Annotated in this window: 26 protein-coding genes, 1 tRNA gene and 1 pseudogene; 13 read left to right on the top strand and 15 right to left on the bottom strand. The window is 72.3% G+C overall.

Annotation, left to right across the window (positions count from 1 at the left end; genetic code table 11):
* Nucleotides 1–22: 22 nt before the first annotated feature.
* The 5 genes from ispD to ACZ3IJ_RS20520 all read left to right on the top strand — a co-directional run bounded on the left by ispD (nt 23) and on the right by ACZ3IJ_RS20520 (nt 5,664).
* Nucleotides 23–772, top strand: coding sequence for a 2-C-methyl-D-erythritol 4-phosphate cytidylyltransferase (ispD, locus tag ACZ3IJ_RS20540; RefSeq protein WP_467470115.1), 750 nt, complete (start codon nt 23–25; stop codon nt 770–772).
* Complete coding sequence (gene ispF, locus ACZ3IJ_RS20535; protein ID WP_467470113.1) at nt 762–1,265, top strand: 2-C-methyl-D-erythritol 2,4-cyclodiphosphate synthase; 504 nt, start codon at nt 762–764, stop codon at nt 1,263–1,265. The genes ispD and ispF overlap by 11 nt, the downstream gene beginning before the upstream one ends.
* Before the next feature lie 222 nt (nt 1,266–1,487).
* On the top strand, nt 1,488–2,888 hold the full coding sequence (cysS, locus tag ACZ3IJ_RS20530) for a cysteine--tRNA ligase (RefSeq protein WP_391800309.1): 1,401 nt from the start codon (nt 1,488–1,490) through the stop codon (nt 2,886–2,888).
* A 98-nt stretch (nt 2,889–2,986) separates the two neighbouring features.
* A complete protein-coding gene (gene rlmB / locus ACZ3IJ_RS20525; protein WP_391800310.1) occupies nt 2,987–3,946 on the top strand; it encodes a 23S rRNA (guanosine(2251)-2'-O)-methyltransferase RlmB in 960 nt (319 codons plus the stop codon).
* Between the two features lie 143 nt (nt 3,947–4,089).
* Complete coding sequence (locus ACZ3IJ_RS20520) at nt 4,090–5,664, top strand: DoxX family membrane protein (RefSeq protein ID WP_467470110.1); 1,575 nt, start codon at nt 4,090–4,092, stop codon at nt 5,662–5,664.
* Between the two features lie 143 nt (nt 5,665–5,807).
* Here the strand turns inward: ACZ3IJ_RS20520 and ACZ3IJ_RS20515 are convergent, their stop codons facing one another.
* The 3 genes from ACZ3IJ_RS20515 to ACZ3IJ_RS20505 form a co-directional block, all read right to left on the bottom strand.
* Entirely contained in the window at nt 5,808–6,524 is a 717-nt protein-coding gene (locus tag ACZ3IJ_RS20515; RefSeq protein ID WP_391800312.1) for a nucleotidyltransferase family protein, read from the bottom strand.
* A gap of 99 nt (nt 6,525–6,623) precedes the next feature.
* Entirely contained in the window at nt 6,624–7,037 is a 414-nt protein-coding gene (locus ACZ3IJ_RS20510; protein WP_467470107.1) for a hypothetical protein, read from the bottom strand.
* Between the two features lie 203 nt (nt 7,038–7,240).
* Nucleotides 7,241–8,338 (bottom strand): ABC transporter ATP-binding protein, encoded by a 1,098-nt coding sequence (locus tag ACZ3IJ_RS20505; RefSeq protein WP_467470105.1) that lies wholly within the window; start codon nt 8,336–8,338, stop codon nt 7,241–7,243.
* Nucleotides 8,339–8,519: 181 nt separating this feature from the next.
* On the opposite strand from ACZ3IJ_RS20505, the gene ACZ3IJ_RS20500 reads away from it, so the two are divergent.
* A tRNA-Thr gene (locus ACZ3IJ_RS20500) sits at nt 8,520–8,593 on the top strand.
* Between the two features lie 70 nt (nt 8,594–8,663).
* Here the strand turns inward: ACZ3IJ_RS20500 and ACZ3IJ_RS20495 are convergent.
* The 4 genes and pseudogenes from ACZ3IJ_RS20495 to ACZ3IJ_RS20480 form a co-directional block, all read right to left on the bottom strand.
* A pseudogene (locus ACZ3IJ_RS20495) lies at nt 8,664–8,954 on the bottom strand (tyrosine-type recombinase/integrase); the annotation flags it as partial.
* A gap of 102 nt (nt 8,955–9,056) precedes the next feature.
* Nucleotides 9,057–9,386, bottom strand: a complete 330-nt coding sequence (locus ACZ3IJ_RS20490; RefSeq protein ID WP_467470103.1) for a hypothetical protein — start codon at nt 9,384–9,386, stop codon at nt 9,057–9,059.
* 219 nt (nt 9,387–9,605) lie between these two features.
* Entirely contained in the window at nt 9,606–10,130 is a 525-nt protein-coding gene (locus tag ACZ3IJ_RS20485) for a hypothetical protein (protein WP_467470101.1), read from the bottom strand.
* Between the two features lie 365 nt (nt 10,131–10,495).
* On the bottom strand, nt 10,496–10,822 hold the full coding sequence (locus ACZ3IJ_RS20480; protein ID WP_467470099.1) for a hypothetical protein: 327 nt from the start codon (nt 10,820–10,822) through the stop codon (nt 10,496–10,498).
* 92 nt (nt 10,823–10,914) lie between these two features.
* Between ACZ3IJ_RS20480 and ACZ3IJ_RS20475 the strand changes: the two genes are divergently transcribed.
* Nucleotides 10,915–11,169 (top strand): hypothetical protein, encoded by a 255-nt coding sequence (locus tag ACZ3IJ_RS20475; RefSeq protein ID WP_391800317.1) that lies wholly within the window; start codon nt 10,915–10,917, stop codon nt 11,167–11,169.
* A gap of 35 nt (nt 11,170–11,204) precedes the next feature.
* A complete protein-coding gene (locus tag ACZ3IJ_RS20470) occupies nt 11,205–11,465 on the top strand; it encodes a DUF7683 domain-containing protein (RefSeq protein WP_467470096.1) in 261 nt (86 codons plus the stop codon).
* 22 nt (nt 11,466–11,487) lie between these two features.
* Here ACZ3IJ_RS20470 and ACZ3IJ_RS20465 read toward each other — a convergent pair whose 3' ends face one another.
* Nucleotides 11,488–12,237, bottom strand: coding sequence for an ATP-grasp domain-containing protein (locus ACZ3IJ_RS20465; protein ID WP_467470280.1), 750 nt, complete (start codon nt 12,235–12,237; stop codon nt 11,488–11,490).
* 37 nt (nt 12,238–12,274) lie between these two features.
* Nucleotides 12,275–13,675: an NAD(P)/FAD-dependent oxidoreductase gene (locus ACZ3IJ_RS20460; protein WP_467470094.1), complete on the bottom strand. Its 1,401-nt coding sequence runs from the start codon at nt 13,673–13,675 to the stop codon at nt 12,275–12,277.
* Between the two features lie 129 nt (nt 13,676–13,804).
* Between ACZ3IJ_RS20460 and ACZ3IJ_RS20455 the strand changes: the two genes are divergently transcribed.
* Nucleotides 13,805–14,356 (top strand): DsbA family protein, encoded by a 552-nt coding sequence (locus ACZ3IJ_RS20455; RefSeq protein WP_467470092.1) that lies wholly within the window; start codon nt 13,805–13,807, stop codon nt 14,354–14,356.
* A gap of 30 nt (nt 14,357–14,386) precedes the next feature.
* Entirely contained in the window at nt 14,387–14,863 is a 477-nt protein-coding gene (locus tag ACZ3IJ_RS20450) for a GNAT family N-acetyltransferase (protein ID WP_467470090.1), read from the top strand.
* 85 nt (nt 14,864–14,948) lie between these two features.
* Here ACZ3IJ_RS20450 and ACZ3IJ_RS20445 read toward each other — a convergent pair whose 3' ends face one another.
* Both ACZ3IJ_RS20445 and ACZ3IJ_RS20440 read right to left on the bottom strand, forming a co-directional pair.
* Nucleotides 14,949–15,947: a zinc-binding dehydrogenase gene (locus ACZ3IJ_RS20445; protein ID WP_467470088.1), complete on the bottom strand. Its 999-nt coding sequence runs from the start codon at nt 15,945–15,947 to the stop codon at nt 14,949–14,951.
* A gap of 67 nt (nt 15,948–16,014) precedes the next feature.
* Nucleotides 16,015–17,214, bottom strand: a complete 1,200-nt coding sequence (locus ACZ3IJ_RS20440) for an NAD(P)-binding protein (protein WP_467470086.1) — start codon at nt 17,212–17,214, stop codon at nt 16,015–16,017.
* Between the two features lie 98 nt (nt 17,215–17,312).
* On the opposite strand from ACZ3IJ_RS20440, the gene ACZ3IJ_RS20435 reads away from it, so the two are divergent.
* Nucleotides 17,313–18,002 carry a pentapeptide repeat-containing protein gene (locus ACZ3IJ_RS20435; RefSeq protein ID WP_467470084.1) on the top strand — a complete coding sequence of 230 codons (690 nt, stop codon included), beginning with the start codon at nt 17,313–17,315 and terminating at the stop codon, nt 18,000–18,002.
* A 9-nt stretch (nt 18,003–18,011) separates the two neighbouring features.
* On the opposite strand, the gene ACZ3IJ_RS20430 is transcribed toward ACZ3IJ_RS20435, so the two are convergent.
* The 4 genes from ACZ3IJ_RS20430 to ACZ3IJ_RS20415 form a co-directional block, all read right to left on the bottom strand.
* Entirely contained in the window at nt 18,012–18,512 is a 501-nt protein-coding gene (locus ACZ3IJ_RS20430) for a hypothetical protein (RefSeq protein WP_467470082.1), read from the bottom strand.
* A 537-nt stretch (nt 18,513–19,049) separates the two neighbouring features.
* Complete coding sequence (locus ACZ3IJ_RS20425) at nt 19,050–20,261, bottom strand: FAD-dependent monooxygenase (protein ID WP_467470080.1); 1,212 nt, start codon at nt 20,259–20,261, stop codon at nt 19,050–19,052.
* A 68-nt stretch (nt 20,262–20,329) separates the two neighbouring features.
* Nucleotides 20,330–20,956: a response regulator gene (locus tag ACZ3IJ_RS20420; RefSeq protein WP_467470077.1), complete on the bottom strand. Its 627-nt coding sequence runs from the start codon at nt 20,954–20,956 to the stop codon at nt 20,330–20,332.
* 25 nt (nt 20,957–20,981) lie between these two features.
* The gene (locus ACZ3IJ_RS20415; RefSeq protein ID WP_467470278.1) at nt 20,982–22,148 is read right to left on the bottom strand and encodes a sensor histidine kinase; all 1,167 of its coding nucleotides are present in this window, start codon (nt 22,146–22,148) and stop codon (nt 20,982–20,984) included.
* A 293-nt stretch (nt 22,149–22,441) separates the two neighbouring features.
* Between ACZ3IJ_RS20415 and ACZ3IJ_RS20410 the strand changes: the two genes are divergently transcribed.
* A complete protein-coding gene (locus ACZ3IJ_RS20410; protein ID WP_467470075.1) occupies nt 22,442–22,984 on the top strand; it encodes a GlcG/HbpS family heme-binding protein in 543 nt (180 codons plus the stop codon).
* 119 nt (nt 22,985–23,103) lie between these two features.
* Nucleotides 23,104–24,513, top strand: a complete 1,410-nt coding sequence (locus ACZ3IJ_RS20405) for a M1 family metallopeptidase (RefSeq protein ID WP_467470073.1) — start codon at nt 23,104–23,106, stop codon at nt 24,511–24,513.
* Nucleotides 24,514–24,523 lie beyond the last annotated feature (10 nt).

The raw sequence follows: 24,523 nt of genomic DNA, 5'->3' as shown, positions 1-24,523 counted from the left end.
CAAACCTGCCGGAGTGCAACCGATGACAGACGAAACGCGTCCCGCGCGCACCGCCGCTGTGATCCCCGCGGCGGGCCGGGGCGTACGCCTCGGCCCGGGCGCCCCCAAGGCGCTCCGCGCGCTGAACGGCACCCCCATGCTCATCCACGCCGTCCGGGCGATGGCGGCCTCCCGCGCCGTCTCCCTCGTCGTCGTGGTCGCGCCCTCCGACGGTGCCGCCGAGGTCAAGAACCTCCTCGACGCCCACGCGCTGCCCGAGCGCACCGACTACCTCGTCGTCCCCGGCGGCGACACGCGCCAGGAATCCGTACGGCTCGGCCTCGCCGCGCTCCCCGAGGGCGTCTCGACCGTCCTCGTCCACGACGCGGCCCGCCCGCTCGTGCCCGTCGACACCGTCGACGCCGTCATCGAGGCCGTACGGGACGGGGCCGTCGCCGTCGTGCCCGCCCTGCCGGTCGCCGACACCGTCAAGGAGGTCGAGCCCGCGGAGACGAAGGGCGACCCCGAGAGCGTCGTCGCCACACCCGAGCGCGCCCGGCTGCGCGCCGTACAGACCCCGCAGGGCTTCGAGTACGAGACCCTCGTCAACGCCCACGCGACCGTCGCCCTCACCGGTGACGGCGCCACCGACGACGCCGGCATGGTCGAGCGGCTCGGCGCGCCGGTCGTGGTCGTCCCCGGCCACGAGGAGGCGTTCAAGGTGACCCGTCCCCTCGATCTCGTACTGGCCGAGGCCGTACTCGCCCGCAGGAGGGCCAACGATGGCTTCTGACCTCCCGCCGATCCCGCGCACCGGCATCGGCACCGACGTCCACGCCTTCGAGAAGGGCCGCGAGCTGTGGTGCGCCGGCCTGCTGTGGGACGGCCCCGAGAACGACGGGTACGGCCTCGCCGGGCACTCGGACGGCGACGTCGCCGCCCACGCCGCCTGCGACGCCCTCTTCTCCGCCGCCGGCATCGGCGACCTCGGCGCCCACTTCGGCACCTCCCGGCCCGAGTGGTCCGGCGCCTCCGGCGTCACGCTCCTCACGGAGGCCGCCCGGATCGTCCGCGCCGAGGGGTACGAGATCGGGAACGTCGCCGTCCAGGTCATCGGCGTCCGCCCCAAGGTCGGCAAGCGCCGCGACGAAGCGCAGAAGGCGCTGAGCGCGGCCGTCGGCGCCCCCGTCTCCGTCTCCGGCACGACCACGGACGGCCTCGGCCTCACCGGCCGGGCGGAAGGCCTGGCGGCACTGGCGACGGCCCTGGTCTACCGCCGGCCCTGACCGTTGCAGGCCCCCGCCGTCCCTCCTCGCGGCCGGACGGCGGTGGCCGGGCTTCCGGCCCCGCGTGCCCGACCGCCCTGCCGGACCTGCCGGACCCGACCGCCCTGCCGGACCTGCCGGACCTGCCGGACCCCGCCCCGCCTGACGTACCGCCGGAAAAATCCCGCCCGGCGAGCCGCAATCGGTCGCGGGGCACTACCACACGCCCACTACCCTGGAGTGGTGACTATTCGCCTGTACGACACCAGCGCCCGGCAGATCCGTGACTTCTCCCCGCTCACACCGGGCTGCGTCTCGATCTACCTCTGTGGTGCCACCGTCCAGGCCGCCCCGCACATCGGCCACATCCGGTCGGGGCTGAACTTCGACATCATGCGCCGCTGGTTCGAGTACCGCGGCTACGACGTCACGTTCATCCGCAACGTCACCGACATCGACGACAAGATCATCGCCAAGGCCGGCGACCAGGGCCGCCCCTGGTGGTCCATCGGCTACGAGAACGAGCGCGCGTTCAACTCCGGCTACGACGCCCTCGGTTGCCTGCCGCCCACCTACGAGCCCCGCGCCACCGGCCACATCACCGAGATGATCGAGATGATGCGCGGCCTCATCGAGCGCGGACACGCCTACGAGGCCGACGGCAGCGTCTACTTCGACGTCCGCTCCTTCCCCGGCTACCTCGCCCTGTCCAACCAGGACATCGACGACCTGCGCCAGCCCGCCGAGGAAGGCATCACCGGCAAGCGCGACCCGCGCGACTTCGCCATGTGGAAGGCCACCAAGCCCGGCGAGCCCGACTGGGAGACCCCGTGGGGCCGCGGCCGCCCCGGCTGGCACCTGGAGTGCTCGGCCATGGCCCACAAGTACCTCGGCTCCGCCTTCGACATCCACGGCGGCGGCCTCGACCTGATCTTCCCCCACCACGAGAACGAGATCGCCCAGGCCAAGGCCTTCGGCGACGACTTCGCCTCGTACTGGGTGCACAACGCCTGGGTCACCATGAGCGGCGAGAAGATGTCCAAGTCGCTCGGCAACTCGGTGCTCGTCTCCGAGATGGTCAAGCACTGGCGCCCCATCGTCCTGCGCTACTACCTGGGCACCCCGCACTACCGCTCGATGATCGAGTACAGCGAGGAGTCCCTGCGCGAGGCCGAGTCCGCGTTCGCGCGGATCGAGGGCTTCGTCCAGCGCGTCACCGAGAAGGCGGGCAAGACCGTCCCGCCCGCCCCCGAGGTGCCGCCCGCCTTCGCCGAGGCGATGGACGACGACCTGGGCGTCCCGCAGGCGCTCGCGATCATCCACACCACCGTGCGCCAGGGCAACAGCGCGCTGGCCGCGGACGACAAGGACGAGGCCATCGCCCGCCTCGGCGAGGTCCGGGCCATGCTCGGCGTCCTCGGCCTCGACCCCCTCGACCCGCACTGGGCCGAGGAGACCGACCGCGGCGAAGAGCTCCACGGCGTCGTCGACACCCTCGTACGGCTCGTGCTCCAGCAGCGTGAGTCGGCCCGCGAGCGCAAGGACTGGGCGACCGCGGACGCGATCCGCGACCAGCTCGGCCAGTCCGGCCTCGCCATCGAGGACAGCCCCGACGGGCCCCGCTGGACGCTGGGCACCCGCTGATGATGTGCCGCTCGGGGAGCCGGGCGGCACACTTCACTTACAGACCTACGTACGCGCGTGAACGCACATGCGTACGCAACACCGAGGATTAGGTAGTCATGGCCGGGAACAGCCAGCGCAGGAACCGCCGTACGTCCAACAAGAAGGGCGCGACGGTCGGCAGCGGTGGCCAGCGGCGCAAGGGCCTGGAGGGCAAGGGCCCCACGCCGCCCGCCTCCGCCCGCAAGGGTCACAAGAAGAACCGCATCGCCAACGCCCAGGCGAAGCAGGCCGCCGCCCGGCGTCCCGCACCGCGCCGAGGCGGCCCCAAGGGCACCTCGGAGATGGTCGTCGGCCGCAACCCGGTCTTCGAGGCGCTCCGCGACGGCGTCCCCGCCACCACGCTCTACGTCCAGCAGTTCATCGACAACGACGAGCGCGTCCGCGACGTCCTCAAGCTCGCCGGCGACCGCGGCAACATCAACCTGATGGAGGCCCCGCGCCAGGAGCTCGACCGGATGACGAACGGCCTGAACCACCAGGGCCTCGTCCTCCAGGTCCCGCCCTACGAGTACGCGCACCCCGAGGACCTCACCGCGGCCGCCTACGACGCCCACGAGGACCCGCTGATCGTCGCCCTCGACGGCGTCACCGACCCCCGCAACCTCGGTGCGATCGTCCGCTCCGTCTCCGCCTTCGGCGGCCACGGCGTCGTCGTCCCCGAGCGCCGCGCGGCCGGCATGACCGCCGGCGCCTGGAAGTCCTCGGCCGGCACCGCCGCCCGGACCCCCGTCTCCCGCGTCACCAACCTGACCCGGGCCCTGGAGGGCTTCCAGAAGGAGGGCCTCACGGTCGTCGGCCTCGCCGCCGACGGCGAGCACACCGTCGAGGACCTGGAGGCGCTCGACGGCCCCGTCGTCATCGTCATCGGCAGCGAGGGCAAGGGCCTCGGCCGCCTCGTCGGCGAGACCTGCGACTACCGCGTCCGCATCTCGATGCCCGGTGGCGCCGAGTCGCTGAACGCCGGCGTCGCCGCGGGCATCGTCCTCTACGAGGTCGCCCGCCGCCGCACGAACTGACCTCGCCCCACGCCGTACCGAACGGGCCCACCTCCCTGAGCTGGGCCCTTTCGCGTACATGGGCGCGGATGGCGCGATCTTGACGGGTCTCGGACATTCAGAGCCCGTCAAGGCAGTGTCCTAACCCCGCGTCACTCGGTTAGATGAGTGTGGACACCAGAACGCCCCGGCCGGGGTTCGACGATCAGCCCGCGCTGAGCATGCTCAAAGTGGATTCCGATCCCGCGCAGGTCATCGTGAACCACGCCAGCTTCCGTGTGCGGCTCGCCCCGGCCCAGCAGCCGAAGTTCGCCGCCTCCCGCGGCCCGGCCCTCGCCGCCGCGGCAGCGGCGGGCGGTGCCGCCGGCCGCCGCCGGCCCGTCGTGTGGACCGGAAAGTCCGCGCCCGGAGCGACCGGACTGCTCCAGGCCGTGCGCGAGTCCTCCGTCTCCACGCTGGAACCCCCCGCGCACCACGACACCGGCGTCACGCAGGCCATCCCGCGCATCGACGACACCATGCCCACCCCCGTCGTCACCGCCGACCCGCCGCTCCTCCCCCCGATGCGGCGCGCCGAAGGCGCCTTCGACCACGCCTACGACAGCCCGTACGAGCTGTCCCGCGACGGCGCGTACGGCACCGGACGCGGGGACGACCCGAGCGGCGACGAGTACCGCGGCGGCCGTGCGCAGCGCCACGGCGCCGACCCCGTCCGGCACGCCTACTACCCCGGGCGCCGGATGAACCTCGGCGTCGTTCTCCTCCCGCTCCGCGTCTTCCTCGGCTTCATCTCCATCTACGCCGGCATGGGCAAGCTCTGCGACCCCGTCTACTTCGACGGCGGCGAGCGCGGCTCCATGGTCAAGTGGCTCCACTCGCTCAACCCCTGGGCGCTGGCCGAACCGCTCCGCGACTTCGCCCTCCAGCACCCGGTCGGCGCCGGCCTCACCGTCGCCTTCCTCCAGGTCGTCGTCGGCGTCCTCACCGTCCTCGGCCTCTGGCAGCGCGTCGCGGCCGTCATCGGCGCCCTGCTCTCCGCCGCGCTCCTGCTGACGGTGAGCTGGAAGTCCGTCCCCGTCTACGACTCCGCCGACATCATCTTCCTCGCCGCCTGGTCCCCGCTGATCATCGCCGGCGCGCCCGTCTACTCCATCGACGGCCGTCTCGCCGGCGAGGCCTGGCGGACCCTCGGCCCCCGCTCCGAGCTGTGGGACCTGCGCCGCCGCGTCCTGCGCCGCGGGGCGCTCGTCACCTCCGTCGTCGTCGGCCTCACGCTGCTCACCGGCTCGGTGCTCGGCGGGGCCGTACGGTCCACCGAGATGGTCACGGTCCCCGGCCCGAACGACGACCCGATCAACCACCTGCCCGGCCGCACGCTCCCGCAGGAGCCCGGCGAGCGCACCCCGTCCCAGTCGGCCTCGACCCGCCCGAAGCCGTCGGCGACGGCCGGCGCGAGCGGGGAGCGCGAGGACGACAAGACGGCCTCGCCGAGCGAGACCGTACGGGAGACGGGCCGTACGGAGGAGAGCCGGCCGACCGCCACGCAGGGCACCGGCAGCCGTACGCCGACCCAGTCGCGGCCGGCAGCACCGCCGTCCACCAGCTCCGGCCCGACGAGCACCGGGGGCACGAGCGGCGGCGGTGGCGGCACCGGCGGTACGACCGAGCCGACGAGCGGCGGCTCGTCGACGGGCGGCACCGGCGGCAACCGGAACCCGATCGGCGGCCTGCTGGGCTGACGGACACGCCGACCGGAAACAGGCGAAGGGCGGCACCGCGAGGGAGCGGTGCCGCCCTTTCATGGTGGGCCGGCCCGGCGGTGAGTCCGTACGGCGGACCGGTCACATGCCCTGCGCCTCGCCGTGGTGTGTACGAGGGGCTGTCAGGCGCCCTGGGAGGCCAGCTCCTTCGCCGCCTCGGTCAGGTCCTTCGCCGTGTCGATCGCCCGCCAGTAGGCCCCGTGGGGCAGCGGGAAGCCCGCGAGACGGCGCTCCCTGGCCAGCCGGGGGAACGTGGTGCGCTCATGGTCACCACGGTCCGGGAGCAGGTCGGTGAACGCGGCGGAGAAGACGTACACGCCCGCGTTGATGAGGAACGGCGACGGCGGCGCCTCGATGAAGTCGGTGATGTGCCCGAAGGTGTCGGTCTCGACGGCGCCCCACGGGATCCGGGGGCGGGCCAGGGCGAGGGTGGCGGTGGCGTCGCGCTCGTCGTGGAACGCGGCCATCTCACGCAGGGAGAAGCGGGTCCAGATGTCGCCGTTGGTGGCGTACCAGGGCTGTCCGGGCTCGGGAAGGTGGGCGGCGGCGTACTTGAGGCCGCCACCGCGGCCGAGGGGTTCCTCCTCGACGACCGTCGTCACGCGCAGCGGCAGATCGGCGGAGGCGAGCCACTCCTCGAGCACCTCGGCCAGATGGCCACAGGACACGACGGCGTCCGTCACGCCCTCGGCGGCGAGCCAGGACAGCTGATGGCCGATGATCGGGGTCCCGGTGCCCGGGATCTCGACCATCGGCTTGGGGCGGTCGTCGGTGTACGGGCGCAGGCGCGAGCCCTGGCCGCCCGCCAGGACCACGGCCTGCGTCGGGGAGGTATGCATACCGCGAACGATATGCGCACCGCGCGAAGGAGCCGTTCAGCGTCTTCGGTGTCCGGTCTTCGGTGTCCGTCGTCAGGGTCGCGGGGCGAGCCGGGCGGCTCAGCTCGCGTACATCACGCCGGTCGCGAACGAGGTGTCGCAGACGGGGCGGGAGTAGGACTGGGCGCGGGTCGGACCGTAGTGGCGGACGGCCGCCTTGCCGAGGGCGCGCGCGATGGACATGCAGTGCTTGGCGAGGGACGGGCTGTTCTCGACCTCCCGCTGGAGGTGGGTCAGCGCCGTTCCGGGGTCCTTCTCCTGAAGTTCCGCGAGGAGCCGGTCGCGGAGAATATCCTGCGGGGCACGGGACTTGGCGGGAACGGAGACGTCCTCCGAGGATGCGGTCAGCATCTGGGTGTCGGAGTCCTGGCCGGCCCACGGAACGGCGGACACCGCGAGCGTTCCCGAGAGCACCAGGACGACGGGCAGGACGAGGGCGAGAGAGCGGCCGATACGGCGGGCAGTGTGCGTCACGGAGGCGAGCGTAGCGGCCGGTGATGATATGGCGACATTTAGTCACTCTCGCGGGGGATGGTTCGAGGCGAAAATTCGAATCCCATGTTGACGCCGGTGTCTGAATTGGCGGCTATGCCGGGGTATTTGTCGACGTACGCGAACGGCCCCGCATCTGCAAGAGATGCGGGGCCGTTCGGCAGGCACGGAGCCTCGGTGCGGACTCAGCCGCTGAGGCGCTCGCCGGTCGAGGTGGAGAAGACGTGCAGCTCGTCCGCGCGCGGCACGACGTGCAGCGTGGAGCCCTTCTCGGGCACGGCGCGGCCGCCGACGCGGACGACCAGGTCCTTGTCCTCGCCGCCGACGCGGGCGGAGCCGTAGACGTAACCGTCGGCGCCCAGCTCCTCGACGACGTTCACGGAGACCGCCAGGCCCTCCTTGCTGGTGGCGCCCGACACGTCGAAGTGCTCGGGGCGGATGCCGACCGTCACGGTCGTGTCGCCCTTGGCGGAGGCGGCGGAGAGCGCGTCACGGGAGACCGGGACGATGCTGTTGCCGAACTTCACGCCGCCGTCGGTGATCGGCACCTCGACCAGGTTCATGGCGGGGGAGCCGATGAAGCCGGCCACGAAGAGGTTGGCGGGGCGGTCGTACATGTTCCGCGGCGAGTCGACCTGCTGGAGCAGCCCGTCCTTGAGGACGGCGACGCGGTCGCCCATGGTGAGGGCCTCGACCTGGTCGTGGGTGACGTACACCGTGGTGATGCCGAGACGGCGCTGGAGCGACGCGATCTGCGTACGGGTGGAGACACGCAGCTTGGCGTCGAGGTTCGACAGCGGCTCGTCCATGAGGAAGACCTGCGGCTCACGCACGATCGCGCGCCCCATGGCCACACGCTGACGCTGACCGCCGGAGAGGGCCTTCGGCTTGCGGTCCAGGTACGGCGTGAGGTCGAGGATCTTCGCGGCCTCCTCGACCTTGGCACGGATCTCGCTCTTGTTGACGCCGGCGATCTTGAGGGCGAAGCCCATGTTGTCGGCGACGGTCATGTGCGGGTACAGCGCGTAGTTCTGGAACACCATGGCGATGTCCCGGTCCTTGGGCGGCAGGTGCGTGACGTCGCGGTCACCGATGCGGATGGAACCGCCGTTCACGTCCTCCAGGCCGGCGAGCATGCGCAGCGAGGTGGACTTGCCGCAGCCGGAGGGCCCGACGAGGACGAGGAACTCGCCGTCCTCGATCTCGATCTCGAGCTGGTCGACGGCGGGCTTGTCGGAACCCGGGTAGAGCCGGGTCGCCTTGTCGAAAGTGACAGAAGCCATGGTGATGTGTCCCTTCACCGGCAGGAACGTGCCGGACGATCCGAGTAAAGGAAGGATTGAGGTCTAGTCCACCGGAGTGAACCTCGGGTGACGCTACCTGCCGGCACGCGATCTGTCAGCAGTCCGGGTCGGTGAGATTCCCGACCGCGGCGGGGTGGGGGTTGGTTACACTGCACTCGCTGCCTCCTTAGCTCAGCTGGCCAGAGCACCGCTCTTGTAAAGCGGGGGTCGTCGGTTCGAACCCGACAGGGGGCTCAAGACGAAGGGCCAGCTCACGGGGGGATTTCCCCGAGGCCGGCCCTTCGGCATGATCACGGCCGGCCGCTCACGTGCCTGAAGGCTCCGGATCGCCGGCCTTCCGGGCCTGGCGGATCATCTCTCCGAGCTTCCCCGCGATGTGCTGATCACGGCCGCTCGTCATGTGCTGGTAGATCAGCGCGGCCCGGGTCGTGCTGTGCCCCATCCGCGTCATGAGCTCCCGCGTGCTGGCCCCGGCGCTGGACGCCAGGGTGTTCCCGGTGTGGCGCAGGTCGTGGACGTGCACGTCCCCCGACACTCCGGCCTTCTTCCGGGCGGCGGTCCAGTCGTCCCGGAAGTTGCTGTGGTGATCGCGGCCAGCGTTCCGGCGAGGCACACGCGTGCGTGGCCGGTCGGCGCACCCGCCGTCGTGGCTGAGTGCCGTCGGCTGAGGTGCGAGCACCAAGATTCCCGGATCAGGTCAGTTCGAAGGCGTGAAGCCGACGGAGTGATCGAGGTGGAACGCGGAGCCCGGAACCGTCGGAGCCCAACCCTCACGCAAGGCAAGCCGAACAGCCGCAGCAACACCAGAGGGCAGTACTGGGTCAGCCTCGTGACCGATCCAGTTGCTCGGATGCGGCTGGTCGGTGGTGACCACAAGGGTCGTCCCCGCAGTGTCCGCATGCTCGACCGCGAATGTGCACGGCGACCAGGCCAAGCCCTGGGCATACGTCGGCCTGCCTCGCAGGCGCCAGCGGTAGGCCATGCCGTCGACGACGATCCGTCGTGATCCCTTGCGGACCAGCGCCATGACATCCCCTCCAAGAGCGACGATGCTGGCGAACTCGGCCCCGCCGTCCGTCTCAGTTTCCGTCTCATTCAACGCCGTTCGCGGCCGTTCAAACAGGACCGGAGGGCGGTAGACGCCCAGACGACCGGCCGCCCATGAGCGCAGGTGAACGCTCCCGTACGAGTCCTACCGCCCCACCAACACAGTTGAAAAGAGTGCTGCTCGCCGGGCCAGACGTGGCTACAAGTGGCGGGCGTCCGGGCTGAGGATGGCTGGATCTTCGGATCGCAGCCGGAACTTTGCATGGACGCCGAGGCTGTTGCGTGCGGCAACGTAGAACTCATCACGCTTCTCCTGAAACTCCCGGAACGCCCTCATCCAGTCGTCTGGCGTACCTGGGCGCATGTCTCGAACGAACTGTTCCAGTACCCAGGCCTGCCGCTGCAGCGATCTGGCTGCCGAGATGGATTCCGCGTCTCCCATAAGGAGCACGGCTTCGAACGCATAGCCACGCTCAAGCTCAGCTTCGGCCAAGAGCTCCAGGCCGGCCTCCCTGGCGAGTGGCTGAGGCAGGTCGAAGAGTCCCTTGCCTGCAGCCAGACGACCTGCCAGCGAGGTGAACCTCTTGACCGCGTCGGCAAACCGGAGATAGCACTCCAGGCGACGTTCGTCCCACCGTGTGGAAAGTTGGCGCCGCCACCGAGATCTCTCCATCAGGGCTCCACCGACGTACGACGCAACCGCGCCGACGAGCACACCGATCAAGGTGAACAATTGTCCTGACATTCCCCCACCTATCATGTATCTGTCAGGAGGAAACATACGGTCGGCGGCTCTGACGTGTAAGGGCCTCAGGCTGGTCTGAGAGCTGAACGGCCTCTCAGCGGACCCAGGATCAACGGCCGGATGCCACTACATCGCCGGAGCCCTCGGGCAGTTGCTGTACCGCAGCGAAGTACGGCAACCCCAGCAACCGGCAGCGCCCAGTACAGGCCCTCAGGGACTTCCGGGCGGCCTGTACGACCTCAAGTGACCGATCTCGCTGGAGCTATGGTTCAGAAGGCGACGTGCCACTTCCGTGCCATTAGCCGCGGGGAACCGCGGGAGATAGGGAGTAACCGCAGAGCGCTCTACGCCGTCCGGTGCACGGTCGAGGGCCGCCCGCCGTCGCTCCGTTGCGCAGGCCCGATGACCGTGAGTCCCACCTGCTCGGCAAGCCAGTGGGCGTACGGCTCTCTTCGTCGCTGACCGTCGATATCGACGCTGCGGACGTGGACGAGGACGGTGTGATCATCGGCGGGCTCGCCCGAGTAGCGGATGTCGAGCGCCGCGGCGAAAGCGTCCTCGATAGCGCCGACCGACCGGTCGAGCATCACCCGCTCCACCGGTAGCCGCCCCTCGAACGCGGCCGCCTCGGCGGGCAGGTCGGCCGCCGGGACCGGATCGGGGGTACGCATCGGGTTCGGCTCCAACGTCCCCTCAGGGATGGGTATTTGGGAGGCCCGCCACAGGTTGGACGACTAGGCTGGGCTGCATGGATGAGCGATGCATGCATGACTTGGTCGTCCAGCAGTGTGTGGACTGCGCCCCTGTCCCCGAGGGCTTGGTCAAGTTCGTCTATGTCACGGCCGGCGGTGCGGTCTTCCATCGTTCGTCGGCCTGCAAGGCTCTCGAAGAGGGGCAGGAGTACGCCCAGGCTCAGGGCCTGGAGACTCACCCACGCCGTCGTGTCGTCCTGGCCGAGGCCACGGGTGACGGCCGTGGCGCCTGTGCCTACTGCTTCTGGGACTACCAGCCCCGATGAGGATGCGTGCAGCCCTGCGAACGTAGGATCCGCGGATGTCTTCAGAGCAGCCCGGAGTCGTCTGGTCCCTTCAGGGGTACAGCAAGGCGGACGAGTTCCTGCGTACCGAGTTCCCCGTCACCCGTGAACAGGTCCTGCAGCTCCGTGAAGTGATCACGCCGGATGCGGACGATCCCTTGATGCTTCTCCACTACGACGTGCCCACCGGCGTGTGGCCGGCCGTGGACGCGGTCCTGCGGTGCGGTCCGCCCGACCCGGGGCTCGACTACCAGATCGGGGCGTACGCCTCCGAGTGATCCGGTCCGGTGGGGACGGGGCTCAGTGCCGTACGAACCGGAGGTCTTCCGGCCGCACTCGCTCGCGCGGTCCCGCCGAGCGCAGTACGACGTCCAGGACCCGCGCCGGGTCGGCGGCGTACGCGTGGGAGAACCACGCCATGTTGGCCTCCACCACGGCCCAGCGGTGGCCCGGGCGGTACGGGTCGAGGAGCTGGCCGACGTCCACGACGACGGCGCTCGGGAGGGTGGGGCCTGCTGTGGCGACGAGGCGTTCCACGAACTCGGTGATCTCCGCGGCGACCGCCCCGTGCCTGTCGAGCGGACGGGGGTCGAGCCGGCCGAACACCGCGTACCGGCTGCCCGTGGCGATCCGCCCGTCCAGCAGGAACAGCCGGTACTCGGCGGCGAAGGTCACCACCTCGGAGAGCAGAACCGGCGTCGCCGGGTCCAGGCCGGCGGGCAGCCGGGAGCCGTCGGCGTAGACGTCCGGCGGGAAGGACTTGTCCCGGGGCGGCTTGACGAACGTCGGCCGTTCGATCGCCCAGGCATCCGCGACGGTCGCCGTACGGACCTCCCGCCCGGTGAACTCCTCCGGCAGCTCGGAGAGCCAGTCGTCCGCCGGTTCGAGCGGGGCGAACCCGAGCCGTGCGGCGAGCCGCGCCGCTGCCACCGGTCCGCCGTACCAGTACGCCGGTCCCGCCTCCGCGCCGGTCTCTCCCGCCGCGCCGATCTCCTCCGCCGTCAGGGTCGCCATCCCCCGCGCCGTCGCCTCGCCGGCCAGCAGCTCCATCGTCGACGTCCGCCGACCGGGCATGACAAGCACCACGTCAACGGCCCGAGAGGCGGTCGGCGATACGGGCGATGCGGGATGACGTCGCCGTGTGGGTGGTGGATTCCTGACGGTCCGCCGCGCGGTAGGCGGCGTACATCGCCTGGACTCCGAGCCAGCGCAGCGGTTCCGGTTCCCATTTGCGGACCTTGTGGCCGACCCAGGGGAGCCCGGTCAGGTCGGTGGGCCCCGACTGGCCGGAGTCCTGCTGGATGAGGTCGCGCAGGGTGCGGGCCGCGAGGTTGGCGGTGGCGACGCCGGATCCGACGTAGCCGCCCGCCCAGCCCAGGCCCGTGGAGCGGTCGAGGGTGACGGTGGCGCACCAGTCGCGGGGGACGCCGAGGACGCCCGACCAGGCGTGGTCGACGCCGATGCCCGCGAGGGAGGGGAAGAAGCGGACGAGGATGTCGCGGAGGGCCTCGATCGTCTGGGGCTGGGTGCGGCCGTCGTTGTCCGTCCTGGAGCCGTAGCGGTACGGGACGCCCCGGCCGCCGAGGGCGATGCGGCCGTCGGCGGTGCGCTGGGCGTACATGTAGGCGTGGGCCATGTCGCCGAGGGTCTCCCGGCCCTGCCAGCCGATGGCGTCCCACTGGGCGTCGGTGAGCGGCTCGGTGGCGATCATGGAGGAGTTCATGGGGAGCCAGGTGCGGCGCTGGCCCGTGAGGGAGGCGGTGAAGCCCTCGGTGCAGCGCAGGACGTACGGCGCGCGGACGGTGCCGTACGGGGTGACGGCGTGCTTGGGCTTGATCTCGGTGACCGGGGTCGACTCGTGGATCGTGACGCCGAGGGCCTCGACGGCGGCGGCCAGGCCCTTCACGAGCTTCACGGGGTGGAGTCGTGCGCCGTGCGGGGTCCAGGAGGAGCCGACGGCGCCGGTGACGCGGATGCGGTCCGCGGTCTCGCGGGCGCCGTAGAGCTCGCGTTCCTTCTCGCCGAAGGCGAACTCGACGGCGTGGAAGGCCTTGAGGCGGTTGAGCTGGGCGGGGGAGTGAGCGATCTCCAGGACGCCGCCGTGGTGGATGTCGGCGTCGATGTTCTCGGCGGCGCAGACCTCGACGACCTCGGTGACGGTGTCGTTCATCGCGTGCTGGAGGCGGACGGCGGCCTCGTGGCCGTGGAGCCTGGCGTAGCGGTCGCGGCCGGCGATGCCGTTGTAGAGCCAGCCGCCGTTGCGTCCGGAGGCGCCGTAGCCGCAGAACGCGGCTTCGAGGACGGTGATGTTGAGGAACGGGACGGCCTTCTTGAGGTAGTACGCCGTCCAGAGTCCGGTGTAGCCGCCGCCGACGATGCAGACGTCCGCGGTGGCGTCCCCGGGCAGGGGCTCGCGCGGCGCGGGGGTGCCTTCCTGCGCGTACCAGAACGAGATGCCGCCGTTGACCGTGCTGCTCCTGCTGACCATGGGCGGGAGGCTACTGGATGGTCGGGGGGCCTTCGACCCCTGGATCGGGGTCTTTCGGCGGGGTGGGCGGGGTGGGGGTGCCGCCTAGGTTCGAGGGTGCGGATTCCGTTGTTCCGAAAGGACCTTTTCATGCCCGTACGCAGGACTGTCCGTGCTGTCGTGGCGCTCGCGGCGGCGGGGGTGGTGGGGCTCGCGGCGGCGGGTTGTGCGGCGGCGCCGGTGGACGCTCCGGCGGTGTCGTTCTCGACCGCCGCGGCCGGGCTCACGACGGTGGTCGAGGGTCCGCGGATCCTCGTCGGGGATTCGTCGGCCGCGCACACCGCGACCGTGTTCCTCGACCCGCGCTGCAGCTACTGCGCCAGGTTCGAGGAGAGCGGGGGCGTGGCGCTCGCGGAGGCCGCGGCCGCGGGGAGGGTGCGGATCGCGTACGTCGTCGCGTCGTTCCTGGACGCGCGGAGCGGCGGGACGGCGTCGGCGCGGTCCGCGAAGGCGTTGCGGGCGTCGGTGGAGGCGGGGAGGTTCGCGGAGTTCCAGGCGGCGGTGTTCGCGAGCGGCGGGGCGGAGGATCCCCTGCGGGTGGCCGACGGGGTGGAGGGGCTGTGGGACGTGGAGGACGGCGAGGAGGCGCTCGATCCGGACCAAATGTCCATCGCGCGGACCCTGCTGGCGGCGGGGCGTTGACCGGTCGCAGGCAGGGCGCATGATTCGTACATGATTCGTACCGCCACACCTGCCGACGTCCCTGTGATCCACGCGATGGTCCGTGAACTCGCCGAGTACGAGAAGGCGCTGGACGAGGTCCGCGCGACCCCCGAGCAGCTCCACGAGGCGCTGTTCGGCCCGCGTCCCGCGGCCTTCGCGCACATCGCCGAGTCGGACGAGGGCGAGCCGGTGGGCTTCGCCCTGTGGTTCCTGAACTTCTCGACCTGGCGCGGGGTCCACGGCATCTATCTGGAGGACCTGTACGTCCGCCCGTCGAGCCGGGGCGGCGGCCATGGGAAGGCGCTGCTGGCGGAGTTGGCGCGGATCTGCGTGGAGCGGGGGTACGAGCGGCTGGAGTGGTCGGTCCTGAACTGGAACACGCCGTCGATCGACTTCTACGAGTCGCTGGGCGCGCGCCCGCAGGACGAGTGGACGGTGTACCGGCTGACGGACGAGGCCCTGCGCGGGCTGGGGACAGGGGCGTAGCGCCGCCGAGCGCGCCGGGGTGAGGGGGTGTCAGCGGGGCCGGTGAGGGGCACCGCTGACGGGGGCGGGGGTTCGGATGGGTTCGTTACGGGATCAGGACCACCTTGCCGATCGTGCCGCGGGTCTCCAGGGCGCGGTGGGCCGCCGCGGCCTCCTCGAGGGGGAAGCGGTGGATCGCCGGGCGGAGGGTGCCCGCGGTGGCGGCGGCGAGGGAGGCGAGTTCGAGGTTGCGGACGTCGCCGCCCGCCTTCTGGATCATGACGGGGCCGAGGACGGACTCCGACGTGATGCCGCGGGCGGCGAGTTCCTCGTCGGTGAAGGTGAGCGGTCCGCCGTCGTGGAGGCCCGCGGCGGACCAGCCGAAGACGACGTGCCGGCCCCCCTTGCCGAGGAGGTCGACGGCCGCGAGGCCGGTGGCGCCGCCGACGGAGTCGAAGACGACCGTGGCGGTCCTGCTACCGAGGAAGGCGCGGACCTGGTCCGGCCAGTCGGGGAGCTTGTAGTCGACCGCGAGGTCCGCGCCGTTCTCCTTCACCAGGGCCACCTTCTCCGGGCCGCCCGCGAGGCCGACGACCGTGGCGCCGGCGTTCTTCGCGTACTGGACGAGGAGGGTGCCGATGCCGCCGGCCGCGGCGGGGACGACGGCGATCGAGTCCGGGCCGAGTTCGGTGAACTGGAGGATGCCGAGCGTGGTGCGGCCCGTGCCGATCATCGCGACGGCCTCCGCCTCCCCGAGGTGGTCCGCGAGGGCGTGCAGCCGCCCGGCGTCCACGACGGCGCGTTCCGCGTAGCCGCCGGGGGCCATGCCGAGGTGGGCGACGACGCGCCTGCCCAGCCATGAGGGGTCGGTGCCCTCGCCGAGCGCCTCGACGGTGCCGGCGACCTCGCGGCCGGGGATCGTGGGCAGCTCGGCGGGGGCCGGGAAGGGGCCGGTCGCGCCGAGGCGCAGGGTCGTGTCGAGGAGGTGGACGCCGGCCGCGGCGACCGCGATCCGCACCTGTCCGGGGCCCGGGATCGGGTCCTCGACCTCTTCGTAGGTGAGGTTCTCCGCCGGGCCGAAGGCGTGGAGACGGATCGCGTGCATGATGACTCCCCGAAAGTGGTCGGTGTGTCGCGTGGTCGGTACGTCGTGACGGCCCCAGCTTTCAACCTCAAGCGGACTTGAGGTCAAGGCTCCGGCTCCTGAGCGCCAGCGACACCGCCTCCACCGCGCTCGTGAACGACACCTCCGACAGCACTCCCGGCGCCGCCACCTCGTCGCCGGCCAGGTACACGCCGTCGCCCCGGTCGATCGCCGGCCGGTCGCGCCAGGTCGTACCGGGCCGGTCGACCGCTCCCGTACGGCCCCCGGAGAGGGCCTCGCGGCGCCAGACCGTACGCTCGCGCCAGCCCGGGAACCCCAGGTCGAGCAGGCGCTCCGCGTGCGCGACGCCGTCGGCCTTGGACTCGCCCGGGGCGATGGGCAGCTGGGCCTGGATCAGCTGCTCGCCGGCCGGAGCGAGGGAGGGGTCCTGCGCGGTGAAGCGCTCGATCCAGCCGGGCGCGTCCAGGTCGGAGACGATGAACGGGTCGCCCTTGCGGCGGCGCAGCGCCAGATCGAACAGGACGGTGCGGCCGCTCTCCGCGCGAAGGGCCGGCTCGCCCAGGAGGCGGGCGGCGGCCGCCAGGGAGGTCGCGACGACGACCGGGCCGTCGCCGAGCGGCAGCGCGTCGAGCCGCGACGAGGTCTCGATCCGTACGCCCGCCTCCCGGGCGTACGCGGCCATCCGCTCGATGAGCCGCCCCCAGCCTCCCCGGATGTACTGCGCCTCCGGCGGCAGCGCGGCGGCGCGGTGCAGCCGCTCCTGGACGAAGCGGGCCGAGAGCGCGCCGGGGTCGTGGTGGAAGAGGGCGACCCCGCTGTACGCGGCGGCCTGACGGGCCGTCTCGGGGCCGGCGATCCGGGTGGCCCAGGTGAGGAAGTCGGTGTCGACGGGTGCCCGGTCGGCCGTGCGGAGCGTGTGGCGCAGGAAGCCGAGCGGCGGGGTGCGGCGCAGCGCGCCGTGGAGGTGGAAGCGGAAGCGGGCGGCTTCGAGGGGCGGGATCTGCGCGAGGGGGCCGATGAGGTCACGCTGCGCGAGCCAGGTCCAGTGGGGGCCCTTGCGGTAGAGCGCGTGCGGTCCTTCGTTGGTGCGGTACGGGCCGTCGGCGGTGCGGGCGCGGCCGCCGAGGGCGGCGTGGGCCTCGTGGAGGGTGACCGCGGCTCCGGACTCGGCGGCCGTGATGGCCGCGGTGAGTCCGGCGAACCCGCCGCCGACGACGGTGATGTGGTTCCGGGCGGTCCTGGGCCTGGTCGTGTCGTTCCGCTGCATCGCTCGCTCCCTCGTTCTCGCTGGTACGAGGGGGACGGGTGAGGGGGGTCGGGATGTGACATCGGGGCGTTGTCAGTGGCGTACGTCACGATGGGGTCATGGTGACGGGCAGGGCGAGTGGCGGTGGCGGCGGCAGGAAGAAGATCGCGGTGGTGCGGCGGGCGGAGGTCCGGCTGCCGCCGCTGGAGGCGTACGAAGGAGGGCTGGAGCCGGACGGGGACTACGACGGGGTCGCGTTCGAGGGGCGTGACCTGTCCGGGGAGAGCGGGTCGGGGGCGCGGTTCCTGGAGTGCGCGCTGCGGGAGTGCGCGCTGGACGAGACACGGCTGAACAGAGCGCGCCTGCTCGATTCCGTGCTGAGCGGGGTGCGCGGGGTCGGTACGGACCTGGCGGAGGCGTCGCTGCGGGATGTGGAGATCGTGGACGCGCGGCTCGGGGGGACGCAGCTGCACGGGGCGGTGCTCGAGCGGGTCCTCGTGCGGGGAGGGAAGATCGACTTCCTGAACCTGCGGACGGCGAGGCTGAAGGACGTCGTCTTCGAGGAGTGCGTGCTCGACGAGCCCGATTTCGCGGGCGCGGTGCTCGAACGGGTGGAGTTCCGGGGGTGCGTGCTGAAGGGGGCGGACTTCGGCGGGGCCCGGATGAAGGACGTGGACCTGCGGACGGTGGAGCGTCTGGAGGACGCGCGGGGGGTGGACGCGCTGGCGGGGGCGGTGATCAGTACGGCGCAGTTGCTGGACCTGGCGCCGGTGTTCGCCGCGCAGCTGGGGGTGCGGGTGGAGGACTGAGAGCGCGCCTCAGGGGACGCGGGGGAAGCGGGCCTGGAGGTCCCAGATCACGGGGTTGTCGCCGAGGCCCTCGTGCATGTCGGTGAGGTCGGCGACCAGGTCGTGCAGGAAGTCGCGGGCCTCGCGGCGCAGTTCGCGGTGGTTGAAGGTGAGGGGCGGCTCGTCGCCCGGCATCCAGTCGGCCTCCACGTCCACCCAGCCGAAGCGGCGCTCGAAGAGCATGCGGTCCGTGGACTCGGTGAAGTCGAGCTCGGCGTACTGGGGCTGCGAGGCCCGGCTGCCCCGGGGGTCGCGGTCCAGCCGCTCGACGATGTCGCAGAGGGCCCACGCGAAGTCGAGCACCGGCACCCATCCCCAGGCTGTGGACACCTCGCGGTCGGCCTTGGGGTCGGCGAGGTACACGTCCCCGCAGAACAGGTCGTGGCGCAGCGCGTGGACGTCCGCGCGGCGGTAGTCGGTCTGCGGGGGGTCGGGGAAGCGACGGGAGAGGGAGTAGCCGATGTCGAGCACGGGGACGATGGTCCCACGCGCGGCGGTACGGCCCCTACCGCGCGGGTGAGCGGGCCGTGCGGCCCGGGTGGGCGGGCCGTGCGGGGCGGGTGGGCCCGGGCGTACCGGCGGGGGCGCACTCCGCGGGGCGGCACCTGCCTGCCCGGGCCGGGCGGAGGCGTACTGCGGGCTGGCACCTGCCCGCCCGGGTGAGCGGGGGCGTACTGCGGGGGCTGGCACCTGCCTGCCCGGGCGGGCGGAGGCGTACTGCGGGGGCTGGCACCTGCCCGCCCGGGTGAGCGGGGGCGTACTGCGGGGGCTGGCACCTGCCTGCCCGGGCGGGCGGAGGCGTACTGCGGGGCGGCACTGCCCGCCCGGGTGAGCGGGGGCGTACTGCGGGGCGGCACTGCCCGCCCGGGTGAGCGGGGGCGTACTGCGCGGGCTGGCACCTGCCTGCCCGGGCGGGCGGAGGCGTACTGCGGGGCGGCACTGCCCGCCCGGGTGAGCGGGGGCGTACTGCGCGGGGCGGCACTGCCCGCCCGGGTGAGCGGGGGCCGGTCAGGCTCGCGACCTGGCGTGCAGGGTGCGGGCGAGCCTCGGGCCCAGCCGGCGCTTCAGTTCGCGCAGGGGCCGCAGGCCGTCGGCCACGCGGTCGAGGTGGTAGTAGAGCTGCGGCGGAATGTGCGGCAGCAGCGGCGAGTGGCGCTGGCCGAGGAGCGCGAACATCTGGGCCGGAGGGAGCCGCATGTAGCGGGGCAGGTTCTCGTACCACCGGGCGCTGTAGCGGGCCGCGCTCTGCGCCGAGAGGAGCTCGGCGCGCCGCCGGGCGCCGTACCGCGAGAGCGCCCCGTCCAGGTCCCCGCCGGCGCGCAGGGCGTCCGCCAGGGCGAGGGCGTCCTCCAGGGCGAGCGTGGTGCCCGCGCCGATCGAGTAGTGCGTGGTGTGGGCGGCGTCGCCTACGAGGACCAGGTTGTCTCGGTGCCAGACGCGGGTGGTGAGCGTGCGGAAGTTCAGCCACTGCGCCGCGCCGGCGTCCTGACCCCGGCCGATCAGCGGCTGCCCGTCGAGGAGGTCGTGGAACAGCTTCTCCAGCAGGTTCAGGCTGTCGGCCTCGCTCCTCGTGTCGAGCCCCAGACCCTTCCAGGTCTCCGGGGCGCACTCCACCACGCAGGTGGACTGCTCGCCGCTGAACCCGTAGGCGTAACACCAGATCCAGCCGTGCTCGGTCTCCTTGAACGCGAAGCTGAAGGAGTCGAAGACCTTCGTCGTGCCGAGCCAGATGTACGGGTTGCGGCCGGTGGCGACCTCGGCGCCGAAGTGGCCCGCGTACGCCTCGCGCAGGGCGCTGTTGACCCCGTCGGCCGCGACGACGAGGTCGGCGTCCGCCAGTTCGGGGGCGTCGGGGCCGCTGATCCCGTGCTCGAACTCGACCCGTACGCCGAGCGCCTCCGCCCGCTCGGCGAGGAGCGTGAGCATCCGGCGGCGGCCGATGCCGAAGCCCTCGTCGCCCCGGTGGACGGTCCGCTCGTCGCGGACGACGGCGACACCGTCGGTCCAGCGGACGGAGGCCTCGTCGACGGCGCGCGCCGACTCCGGGTCGCCCGCGCGCAGCTTGTCCAGGAGCCCGGCCCAGTAGGTCACGCCCCAGCCGTACGTGGAGCCCGCCGGGTTCCGTTCGTAGACGGTGATCTCGTGGGACGGGTCCTGCCGCTTCATCAGGATCGAGAAGTACAGGCCGGCGGGCCCACCGCCGACGCAGGCGATCTTCACGTGCGCTCCCACAACGAGACGAGACGAACTGACACTCTGCGATAGAAAGGCAACGCAGAGTAGCAGCGTCAGGGGAGCAGGCGCTGCTCCTTCGCCACGGCGACGGCACCCGCACGGGTGTCCACGCCGAGCTTCGCGTAGATCCGTCCGAGATGGGTCTTCACGGTCGCCTCGCTGATGAAGAGCGCGCGGGCGATCTCGCGGTTGCCGAGGCCGTGTGCGAGCTGGCCGAGGATGTCCCGTTCGCGGTCGGTCAGGGTCGGCCCGGCGGCGCCCCGCATCCGGTCCATGACGCGACTGGCGACCGGCGGGGAGAGGGTCGTACGGCCCTGGGCCGCGGAGTGGATCGCGGCGAACAGCTCCTCGGGGCGCTCGGCCTTCAGGAGGTAGCCGGTCGCGCCCGCCTCGATGGCGCGGGTGATGTCGGCGTCCGTGTCGTACGTGGTGAGGACCAGGACGTGCACGCCGACCGCCGACCCGGCGATCCGGCGGGTGGCCTCGACGCCGTCGATGCCGGGTCCGAGCTGGAGGTCCATCAGGACGACGTCGGGCCGCAGCTTGGCGGCCATCGCGACGGCCTCCTCGCCGCTGCCGGCCTCGCCGACGACCTCGATGTCGTCGGCGCTGCCGAGCAGGGCGAGCAGCCCGGCGCGGACGACGGCGTGGTCGTCGCAGAGCAGGATCCGTACGGTCACGGCCGACCTCCGGGTTCGTGGGTCGTCATCGGCCCGCCTCCAGGTTCGTGGGCAAGGGGATCGCGGCCGAGAGGACCGTGCCCTCGCCCGGGGTGGACTCCACCGTCAGCGTGCCGCCGAGCTGGCGTACCCGCGCCCGCATCGCGGGCAGGCCGTGGCCGCGCACCCCCGCGCCGCCGCGCACCCCCGCGCCGCCGCGCACCCCCGCGCCGCCGCGCACCGCGGAGGCGTCGAAGCCGCGCCCGTCGTCGGCGATGTCGAGGACGACCTGGTCGTCGAGGTACGTCAGGGTCAGCGCGGCGGAGGTGGCGCCCGCGTGCTCGCGGACGTTGGCGAGGGCGCCCTGCGCGATGCGCAGCAGCGCCGACTGGGCGCGCTCGGGCAGGTCCACCGGTGCCCCGTCGACCCGGAACGCGGCCGACTCCCGCCCGGCCAGCATCCGCAGCGCCTCCTCCAGGCCGCCGCCCTCGGCGAGGTCGGCCGGGGCCAGGTCGTGGACGAAGCGGCGGGCCTCGGCGAGATTGCGTTCGGCGATGGACTCGGCGGTACGGACATGGCGGCGCGCGGTCGACGGATCGCCGTCCCAGGTCCGCTCGGCCGCCTGGAGCAGCATCTGCTGGCTGGACAGGCCCTGCGCCAGGGTGTCGTGGATCTCCATCGACAGCCGCTGGCGTTCGGCGAGGGTGCCCTCACGACGTTCGGTCGCGGCCAGCTCGCGGCGGGTCCGGATCAGGTCGTCGATCAGCGCCCGCTGCCGCTCCGCCTGCCGCTGCGCGTGGACGAAGACGGCGGTGGCGATCGCCGCGACGGCCGGCGGGGCGACGATCAGGTTGGGGTCGAAGCCGTCGTCCGAGAGCTGGACCTGCGCGGTCACGACGAAGACGGTGAGGAGGGTGACGAGGACGAGGGCGGCCCGCGGGGGCAGCGTGCGCATGCCGGTGTAGAAGAGCGGCACCGCGCACCACGCGAAGCTCGGCGCGAGGACCACCAGGAGCATCCACACGGCCACGACCGTGAACAGCCAGGCGATCCGGCGCGGGGTGGGGCGGGTGCCGAGCACCGGGCCGAGGAGATACAGGGCGGCGAGCGCGCCGGAGAGGGCGACGATCCACGGGCTGCGGTCCTCCCAGGGGTGCCGCAGGAGGAAGCGGGCCAGGGACGCGCCGAGGAGGAGGAAGAAGGCGAGGTGCATGACCCGCGCGAGCCAGCGCGAGTCCGGGTCCGCGTCCGGGTCCTGCGCCGTCACACGTACTCCTCTGACCGGGGGAGAAACCTTCTGACCTGGGGATACGTATCCATACTGGCCCAGGAGGACCAGAGGGGCATCAACCGATCGGCTGACACCCCCGTCGTCCATCATGCGCGACGGCGGCATCCGGTCCGTGGACCGTACGGGCCGGGTTCCGGCCGGAGGATCGATGGCAGAGCAAACGAACGACCCGCCTCGAACCGGACCGACCACCGCCACAGCCCCAGGAGCCCGTCATGAAGAAGAAGATCGCCTTCGGTGCCGCCACCGTCGCCATCGCCGCCGCCGGCACGTTCGGCGCCGTCTCCGCGAACGCTTCCGCCCCGGCCGCCGCGCCCGCCGTCGCCGCCAAGGCCGACGCGTCGAACAAGAACCTCCAGCAGACCACGCACCTGACGATCGCCGCCGCCACCGAGGCCGCGCAGGCCACCCTGGACGCCGCCGAGGACGAGAACCAGCGGATCACGGTCGCCGTCGTGGACCGCAACGGCAACACCATCGTGACCCTGCGCGGCGACGGCGCCGGCCCGCAGTCGTACGAGTCGGCCGAGCGCAAGGCGTTCACCGCGGTCTCCTGGAACGCCCCCACCTCGGAGCTGGCCAAGCGCCTCGCCCAGGCCCCGAACCTGAAGGACATCCCCGGCACCCTGTTCCTCGGCGGCGGCGTCCCGGTGACCGCCAAGGGCGCGCCGATCGCCGGCATCGGTGTCGCCGGTGCGCCGAGCGGCGACCTCGACGAGAAGTTCGCGCAGGCGGGCCTCGCGTCGCTCTCGGAGTAACCCCGGGAAGGAACCGGCGCCCGCACGATCCCGGTGCCGCCCGGCCCCCCGCCGGGCGGCACCCGTCGCCGTACCCCGTCGGGCGGCACCGCAGCCGTACCCCTGCCTAAGATCGACTGGTGGACATACGGAGCAGAACCGGCCTGGCAGGAGCCCTCGCCGCGCTGCTCGTCCTCGGCGGCTGCACCGCGGCCGCGGACGGCGGCGTCGACGTGGGCGGGGTGAGCGGTACGCCCGGCGCGGCCGGGCTGCGCGACCCGTACTTCCCCAGGCTCGGCAACGGCGGCTACGACGTCACCCACTACGCGCTCGACCTCCGCTACGAGCCCCGGCAGGGCCGGCTCGACGCAACGGCCATGATCACGGCCCGTGCCACGCAGGACCTCAGCGCCTTCAACCTCGACCTCGCCGGTCTCTCCGTCACGTCGGCCTCCGTGGACGACGTCCCGGCCGCGGTCAACCGGGCCGGGAACGAGCTGACGCTCCGGCCCCGCGACGACATCGACAAGGGCGACGTGTTCCGCGCGAAGGTCACGTACGCCGGCGTACCCCGGACGATCACGGACCCGGACGGCTCGCAGGAGGGCTGGCTGCGGACCGCGGACGGGGCGCTCGCGCTCGGTCAGCCGACCGGCTCCATGGCGTGGTTCCCCGGCAACCACCACCCCTCCGACAAGGCGACGTACGACATCACGCTCACCGTCCCGGCCGGGACGCAGGCGATCTCCAACGGTGTGCGGACCTCGGAGCGCACCGCGAACGGCCGGACGACGTCCGTCTGGCACGTCGCCGAGCCGATGGCCAGCTATCTCGCGACCGTCGGCGTGGGCCGGTACGTGACGAAGGCCTCGGCGACCCCGTCCGGGCTGCCCGTCCTGACCGCCGCGGACCCGACCGTCGCCGCGAAGAGCGCGCCGCTGCTGGACCGTATCCCCGAGGTCGTCGCCTGGCAGGAGGAGAACTTCGGCCCGTACCCCTTCTCCGCCACGGGCGCGATCGTCGAACGGACCGCGGACGCGGGCTACGCGCTGGAGACCCAGACCCGGCCGGTCTTCCCGCAGGACGCCTTCACACCGGAGATCCTCGCCCACGAGCTGGCGCACCAGTGGTACGGCAACTCGGTCACGCCCGCGACCTGGCAGGACATCTGGCTCAGCGAGGGCTTCGCGGTGTACGCGGAGTGGCTGTACGCGGAGGACTTCGAGGACACCCCGGCGCAGCGCAGCTTCGAGTCGGCGTTCCCCGTGGACGCCAACTGGGCCTTCCCGCCGGCCGAGCCGCCCGCGGCGGAGAACCTCTTCGACCCGCCGGTGTACCAGCGGGGCGCGATGGTGGTGCACAAGGTCCGGCAGGCGGTCGGTGACGAGAAGTTCTTCGAGATCCTCGCGGGCTGGCCCGCCGCCCACCGCCATGGCACCGCCTCCACCGCCGACTTCACGGCCTATGTGGAGGACGTGGCCGGCCGGGATCTCGACGACGAGGTGTGGGACGTGTGGCTGTACGGGAAGGGCCGGCCGGCCACGCCGTGACGGCGGCCCC

This window comes from Streptomyces sp. NPDC013317, from assembly GCF_055563155.1.
This window is presented reverse-complemented; position numbering and strand designations above follow the sequence as displayed.

What these genes read in the sequence shown, in the direction of transcription:
- ispD (WP_467470115.1), top strand. Translation starts at nt 23, where the DNA reads ATGACAGACGAAACGCGTCCCGCGCGCACCGCCGCTGTGATCCCCGCG.
- ispF (WP_467470113.1), top strand. Translation starts at nt 762, where the DNA reads ATGGCTTCTGACCTCCCGCCGATCCCGCGCACCGGCATCGGCACCGAC.
- rlmB (WP_391800310.1), top strand. Translation starts at nt 2,987, where the DNA reads ATGGCCGGGAACAGCCAGCGCAGGAACCGCCGTACGTCCAACAAGAAG.
- ACZ3IJ_RS20520 (WP_467470110.1), top strand. Translation starts at nt 4,090, where the DNA reads ATGAGTGTGGACACCAGAACGCCCCGGCCGGGGTTCGACGATCAGCCC.
- ACZ3IJ_RS20515 (WP_391800312.1), bottom strand. Translation starts at nt 6,524, where the DNA reads ATGCATACCTCCCCGACGCAGGCCGTGGTCCTGGCGGGCGGCCAGGGC.
- ACZ3IJ_RS20505 (WP_467470105.1), bottom strand. Translation starts at nt 8,338, where the DNA reads ATGGCTTCTGTCACTTTCGACAAGGCGACCCGGCTCTACCCGGGTTCC.
- ACZ3IJ_RS20490 (WP_467470103.1), bottom strand. Translation starts at nt 9,386, where the DNA reads ATGGCGCTGGTCCGCAAGGGATCACGACGGATCGTCGTCGACGGCATG.
- ACZ3IJ_RS20480 (WP_467470099.1), bottom strand. Translation starts at nt 10,822, where the DNA reads ATGCGTACCCCCGATCCGGTCCCGGCGGCCGACCTGCCCGCCGAGGCG.
- ACZ3IJ_RS20475 (WP_391800317.1), top strand. Translation starts at nt 10,915, where the DNA reads ATGCATGACTTGGTCGTCCAGCAGTGTGTGGACTGCGCCCCTGTCCCC.
- ACZ3IJ_RS20470 (WP_467470096.1), top strand. Translation starts at nt 11,205, where the DNA reads ATGTCTTCAGAGCAGCCCGGAGTCGTCTGGTCCCTTCAGGGGTACAGC.
- ACZ3IJ_RS20465 (WP_467470280.1), bottom strand. Translation starts at nt 12,237, where the DNA reads ATGGAGCTGCTGGCCGGCGAGGCGACGGCGCGGGGGATGGCGACCCTG.
- ACZ3IJ_RS20460 (WP_467470094.1), bottom strand. Translation starts at nt 13,675, where the DNA reads ATGGTCAGCAGGAGCAGCACGGTCAACGGCGGCATCTCGTTCTGGTAC.
- ACZ3IJ_RS20455 (WP_467470092.1), top strand. Translation starts at nt 13,805, where the DNA reads ATGCCCGTACGCAGGACTGTCCGTGCTGTCGTGGCGCTCGCGGCGGCG.
- ACZ3IJ_RS20450 (WP_467470090.1), top strand. Translation starts at nt 14,387, where the DNA reads ATGATTCGTACCGCCACACCTGCCGACGTCCCTGTGATCCACGCGATG.
- ACZ3IJ_RS20445 (WP_467470088.1), bottom strand. Translation starts at nt 15,947, where the DNA reads ATGCACGCGATCCGTCTCCACGCCTTCGGCCCGGCGGAGAACCTCACC.
- ACZ3IJ_RS20440 (WP_467470086.1), bottom strand. Translation starts at nt 17,214, where the DNA reads ATGCAGCGGAACGACACGACCAGGCCCAGGACCGCCCGGAACCACATC.
- ACZ3IJ_RS20435 (WP_467470084.1), top strand. Translation starts at nt 17,313, where the DNA reads ATGGTGACGGGCAGGGCGAGTGGCGGTGGCGGCGGCAGGAAGAAGATC.
- ACZ3IJ_RS20415 (WP_467470278.1), bottom strand. Translation starts at nt 22,148, where the DNA reads ATGCACCTCGCCTTCTTCCTCCTCCTCGGCGCGTCCCTGGCCCGCTTC.
- ACZ3IJ_RS20410 (WP_467470075.1), top strand. Translation starts at nt 22,442, where the DNA reads ATGAAGAAGAAGATCGCCTTCGGTGCCGCCACCGTCGCCATCGCCGCC.